The organism is Marinilabilia sp., from assembly GCF_016278715.1.
In the GTDB taxonomy this organism is placed as follows: domain Bacteria; phylum Bacteroidota; class Bacteroidia; order Bacteroidales; family Marinilabiliaceae; genus Marinilabilia.
This window is the reverse complement of record NZ_JADQBH010000276.1, coordinates 1-5,085: the sequence shown is the minus strand read 5'-3', so window position 1 is coordinate 5,085 and position 5,085 is coordinate 1. Positions and strand designations below refer to the sequence as shown.

The window sequence follows — 5,085 nt, the reverse complement described above, 5'->3', positions numbered from 1 at the left end:
GTGCTCTTCCGATCTTTTCACATGGTCCTGAATTTCTTTGATGAGAGATTCGGAGCCTGTATAACCAGGGGCCAGGATAACGGTGGCTTTTACCACCTGGCCCCGAATTTCATCTGGGGCGCCTGTAACGGCACATTCCACCACTGCAGGATGCGTCATCAGCACGCTTTCTACTTCAAACGGGCCAATTCGGTAACCAGAGCTTTTGATCACATCGTCGGCCCGTCCCACAAACCAATAGAAACCATCCTCGTCGCGCCAGGCAATGTCTCCCGTGTAATATATCCCATCTTTAAGGACTTCACTGGAGCGTTCTTCGTCACGGAAATAACCTTTAAAAAGACCAATGGGATGTTCTTCTCCAATGCGAATGACTATCTGGCCTTCTTCGCCATCTTCGCACGAGGTGCCGTCGGGCTTCAAAAGGTCGATGTTGTACTGGGGTGTTGGAATTCCCATAGAACCCGGTTTCGGTTCCATCCATGGGAAGGTGGCCAGCTGAACAGCTGTTTCGGTTTGTCCGAAAGCTTCCATCAGTTTGATCCCGGTAAGTTCCCGGAAGGTGTCATAAACCTTGGGGTTAAGTGCTTCCCCCGCTGTTGTGCAGTATTCCAGAGCTGATAAGTCGTATTTGGAAAAATCTTCGCGTATCAGGAAGCGGAAGATGGTTGGAGGCGCACAAAAAGAAGTAACTTTATATTTTGAAATCACATCCAGCATATCGGCAGGAGTGAATTTCTGATGGTCGTAAACAAAAACACTGCACCCTGCCATCATTTGTCCGTAAAGTTTCCCCCATACTGCTTTGGCCCATCCGGTATCGGCCACTGTGAGGTGACGTCCGTCTTCTTTAACGTTGTGCCAGAACGATGCTGTTATAATGTGGGCGAGGGGGTAGGTATAGTCGTGAGCCACCATCTTGGGGTTTCCGGTAGTTCCTGAGGTGAAGTAGAGAAACAGCAGGTCATCATTTTCGGATGCTTTTTCAGGTCTTATGAAAGGGGCTGCCGTGGCAACTTCTTTTTGAAAGTTTTCCCAGTTTTCAGGATATTCAGGGCCTACCGATATTAGTTTCTGAACAGTCGGACAGTCAGGAAGAGCTTTCTCCACATGATTAATCACATTTTCTTCTCCCACACACACCAAGGCTTTGATGTCTGCTGCGTTACAGCGATAAATGATGTCTTTTTCGGTAAGCAGGTGAGTGGCCGGAATGGCGGTGGCTCCGATTTTATGAAGTGCCAGTGTGGCAAACCAAAACTCAAAGCGGCGCTTGAGAATGAGCATTACTTTATCGCCACGCATTATTCCTGATGCTTGAAACCAGGAAGCGGTCTCATCCGATTTTTCTTTTAATTCCCGGAAGGTGAAGTTGCGGTGATTACCTTCATCGTTTACCCACACCAGGGCCACTTTTTCTGGCTCCAGACGGGCGTATTCGTCCACTACATCGTAAGCAAAATTGAAGTTGTCAGGAACCTTAATCTTAAAATTACTCTGAAAATCAGCCAGCGATTCAAATTCCGGCTGTTCTAAATATTTTTTATATAACTGCATGAGCGTTTTTTATAGAATGACTGCTAGAAATTCGCATGGTTGATTGTTGGCTGCTTTCATGCCATGAGGAAGGTTGGCATCAAAGTAGATGCTGTCGCCTTCGTTGAGGAGCATCTCTTTTTTGTTTAGATTGAGTGTCAGGCTCCCTTTAAGAATTAAATTGAATTCATGGCCGGGGTGGCTGTTGAACTCTATCTCTGTGTTGTCGGGTTTGGGCTCGACGGTAACAATAAATGGGTCGGCTTTCCGGTTTATGAAGTTGGTGGCCAAGGCCTGGTAACTGTATGCTCTTCGGCGTTCTACTGCCACTCCTGTGCCCTTTCTGGTAAGTGTATAGTAATGCATCCTTGGTTCGGAACCACTGAGAAAAGAGGTGACATCCACCTTGAATTTTTTGGCTAACAGATGCATGATTCCAAAGGGAATATCCACTTCTCCGGATTCTATTTGGGAGTATTCTGCAACTGTACATCCGCAATATTCTGCTGTTTCTTCCTGCGAAATGTTCAGGATTTCGCGCAAGTCCTTGATGCGGGAAGCAACCTGCTTAATTTGTTCTTCCATTTTATGTTTGTTTTTCTGATATTATATTGGATTTAATCAGGAGATAAATGTTGATTGTAACATTCAAAAGTAAACAATCCATAGGAGGAATAACAGAAAATATGAAAAAAATTGCCCTCCTATCAGGACTTGTAGGTTCCTGTATGGGACCAATTCCATTAACCCCCTCGTCTCCTTGCGACAAAGCAAACGATACAAGTAGTCCTCTAATCCCGGGAATATTTCAATAATATTATTCTCGTCGTTGATGAGTGGGAGCAGGAAGGTCTAACCTTTGTTTTCTGTCACCACCGCCGTGGCTTAGTCCTTTTTGATTGGTGAATATTATTACCATACTATCGCCCCCGATCCGGAGCTGGACTACAAACATGGAGGGTTTTAATTATACTAAGAAAATCTCCTCACTCATTAGAGAAAATAAGAAAACATATACAACCACTTATCATGATGGTACAGCCATGGTAGTGGCAGTAGTATGGTAAAAAAGGTCTCAATACTTTAGACGCCCCAGGCCCTTGTTCCGAACGAGTGGCTTTTTAAGACATTTGGGTCATTTGTTTTGACCAATGTTCCTTGAAAACTACTACCTTTGTGGCTGCAAAAATCAAAACTAAAAGAACCATGACAGACCTGCACCTGTTGACAGCTATTTCGCCCATTGACGGACGTTACCGTTCAAAAGTTGACGGACTTGCCCTTTATTTTTCAGAATATGCCCTCATTCGTTACCGGGTGATGGTTGAAATTGAGTATTTCATCGCCCTATGTGAAGAACCACTTGAGCAATTGAAAGAATTTGACCACAGCAAGTTTGGTGCTTTACGGGATATTTACCGGAACTTTGAGTTAGAAGATGCTGAGCGCATTAAAGATATTGAATCGGTTACCAATCACGATGTTAAAGCGGTAGAGTATTACCTGAAAGAACAGTTTGACGGTCTTGGACTGCAAAAATCCAAAGAGTTCATTCATTTCGGACTCACCTCTCAGGATATCAATAATACTGCCGTTCCTGCCTCTTTGCGCGATGCCGTAAATGAAGTTTATTATCCGTTTCTGGAAGAGTTGATAGGTCAGTTGGAGGAGATGTCTAACCGATGGAAGGACGTAACCATGCTGGCCCGTACACACGGACAGCCTGCGTCTCCCACCAAGTTGGGTAAGGAAGTGCGGGTCTTTGTGGAACGATTGAAGCGGCAGCTGTTACTGCTGAAGGAAATACCTTGTCCTGCCAAGTTTGGAGGAGCTACAGGGAATTTTAATGCCCATAAAGCCGCCTATCCTGAGATTGACTGGGTAGATTTTGGCAACCGCTTTGTTGGTGATAAGCTGAAACTCGACAGAGAGCAACTAACCACACAGATTTCCAATTACGATAACCTCTCTGCAATATTTGATAACCTGAAACGGATTAATACCATTTTGATTGATTTGGCCCGGGATTTCTGGACTTACATCATGATGGAATATTTCAAACAAAAGATTAAAAAGGGAGAAGTGGGTTCCAGTGCCATGCCACATAAGGTGAATCCCATCGATTTTGAAAATGCCGAAGGAAATCTGGGCGTTGCCAATGCTTTGTTTGAACATTTATCAGCCAAATTGCCTGTTTCCCGTCTGCAGCGTGACCTGACAGATAGTACTGTGCTGCGAAACATCGGTGTTCCTTTGGCCCATTCTGTTTTGTCTATTCAGTCGTTGCAAAAAGGACTTGGCAAACTGATTATCAATCAGGGGGCTATTGATAAAGACCTGAATAATAACTGGGCAGTGGTAGCCGAAGCGATGCAAACCATTTTGCGTAGGGAAGGATTTGCCAATCCTTATGAAACACTCAAAGATTTGACGCGCACCAATGAGGTGATAAATGGGGAGTCTATCGCTCGATTTATAGATACGCTGGATGTGCGGGACGAAGTGAAAGAAGAGTTGAAGCACTTTACCCCGCAAAACTATACGGGAGTAGATTTATTTTAAAATACGAAATCCCCTGATGCTTTGTTGTGTTTGGGAATTTTGCAATTGGAAACAAAACCACAGGAATGAGAGATTTCATCATTGTAATGAAGCGGTACCTGCCGCCCTATAAACATCTGCTGGGACTTAACTTTTTATATAATGTTTTGTCGGCTTTGTTTACCGTGTTTTCGGTAGCATTAATGGTGCCTATGCTTGAGATTATCCTTTCGCAGGACAATGAAGTGTATGCACTTGCCGAGTGGAGCCTTAATTTCAACGATCTGAAGCAAAATCTCTATTTTTACATTACCGAATTGAAGTCGGCTTATGGTCCAGGCTGGTCCTTACTCTTTGTGGGAGTATTTTTGGTTTTCGGTACTTTGTTGAAAACCGGATTTGCCTATCTGGCTTCCTATACCAGTATTGGGATTCGCAACGGGGTGGTACGTGATCTTCGCCATCAGATTTATCAGAAAATTCTGCATCTACCCATCGGCTTCTTCAGCGAAGAGAAAAAAGGAGACATTATTTCCCGTTCTACCGGAGATGTTCAGGAAGTTGAGAATTCTATTATGTCGTCTCTTGATATGTTCCTGAAGAATCCTGTGCTTATTTTGGTTCTTCTTGGCGCCATGTTTGTTTTTAGCGTGAAGCTTACTCTTTTCGTGTTTGTGGTGTTGCCTTTTGCCGGACTTATTATTGGCCGGGTGGGAAAGAGTTTGAAGAAAACTTCCCGCGAAGGACAGAATAAGATGGGAGATTTGCTGGGTATGATTGAAGAAACACTCTCAGGCTTGAGAATTGTCAAAGCTTTTAATGCCGAAAAGCGAATGAATAAACGTTTTGATGGTGAGGTAGAGGAGTATCGCAGCATTATGAACCGACTAATGCGTCGTCGCGATTTGGCTCATCCCATGAGCGAATTTTTGGGAACAATCGTTGTGGTCATTGTGGTGTGGTATGGAGGTACCCTGATTCTGGCTGATCCTGATTCCCTGAATGCAG

The 5,085-nt window shown here is 44.2% G+C and carries 4 protein-coding genes; 2 read left to right on the top strand and 2 right to left on the bottom strand.

Annotation, left to right across the window (positions count from 1 at the left end):
• Together QZZ43_RS16830 and QZZ43_RS16825 are read right to left on the bottom strand one after the other, a co-directional pair.
• Nucleotides 1–1,557 (bottom strand): AMP-binding protein (locus tag QZZ43_RS16830; RefSeq protein WP_291861765.1); only part of this gene is annotated, 1,557 nt, incomplete at its 3' end.
• A 9-nt stretch (nt 1,558–1,566) separates the two neighbouring features.
• On the bottom strand, nt 1,567–2,121 hold the full coding sequence (locus tag QZZ43_RS16825) for a helix-turn-helix domain-containing protein (RefSeq protein WP_291861763.1): 555 nt from the start codon (nt 2,119–2,121) through the stop codon (nt 1,567–1,569).
• A 591-nt stretch (nt 2,122–2,712) separates the two neighbouring features.
• Between QZZ43_RS16825 and purB the strand changes: the two genes are divergently transcribed.
• On the top strand, nt 2,713–4,098 hold the full coding sequence (gene purB / locus QZZ43_RS16820) for an adenylosuccinate lyase (protein ID WP_291861761.1): 1,386 nt from the start codon (nt 2,713–2,715) through the stop codon (nt 4,096–4,098).
• 65 nt (nt 4,099–4,163) lie between these two features.
• A partial coding sequence (locus QZZ43_RS16815; RefSeq protein ID WP_291861759.1) for an ABC transporter transmembrane domain-containing protein occupies nt 4,164–5,085 on the top strand: 922 nt, incomplete at its 3' end.

Excerpts from the sequence above, each read along its gene's own strand:
- QZZ43_RS16825 (WP_291861763.1), bottom strand. The coding sequence starts at position 2,121 with ATGGAAGAACAAATTAAGCAGGTTGCTTCCCGCATCAAGGACTTGCGC.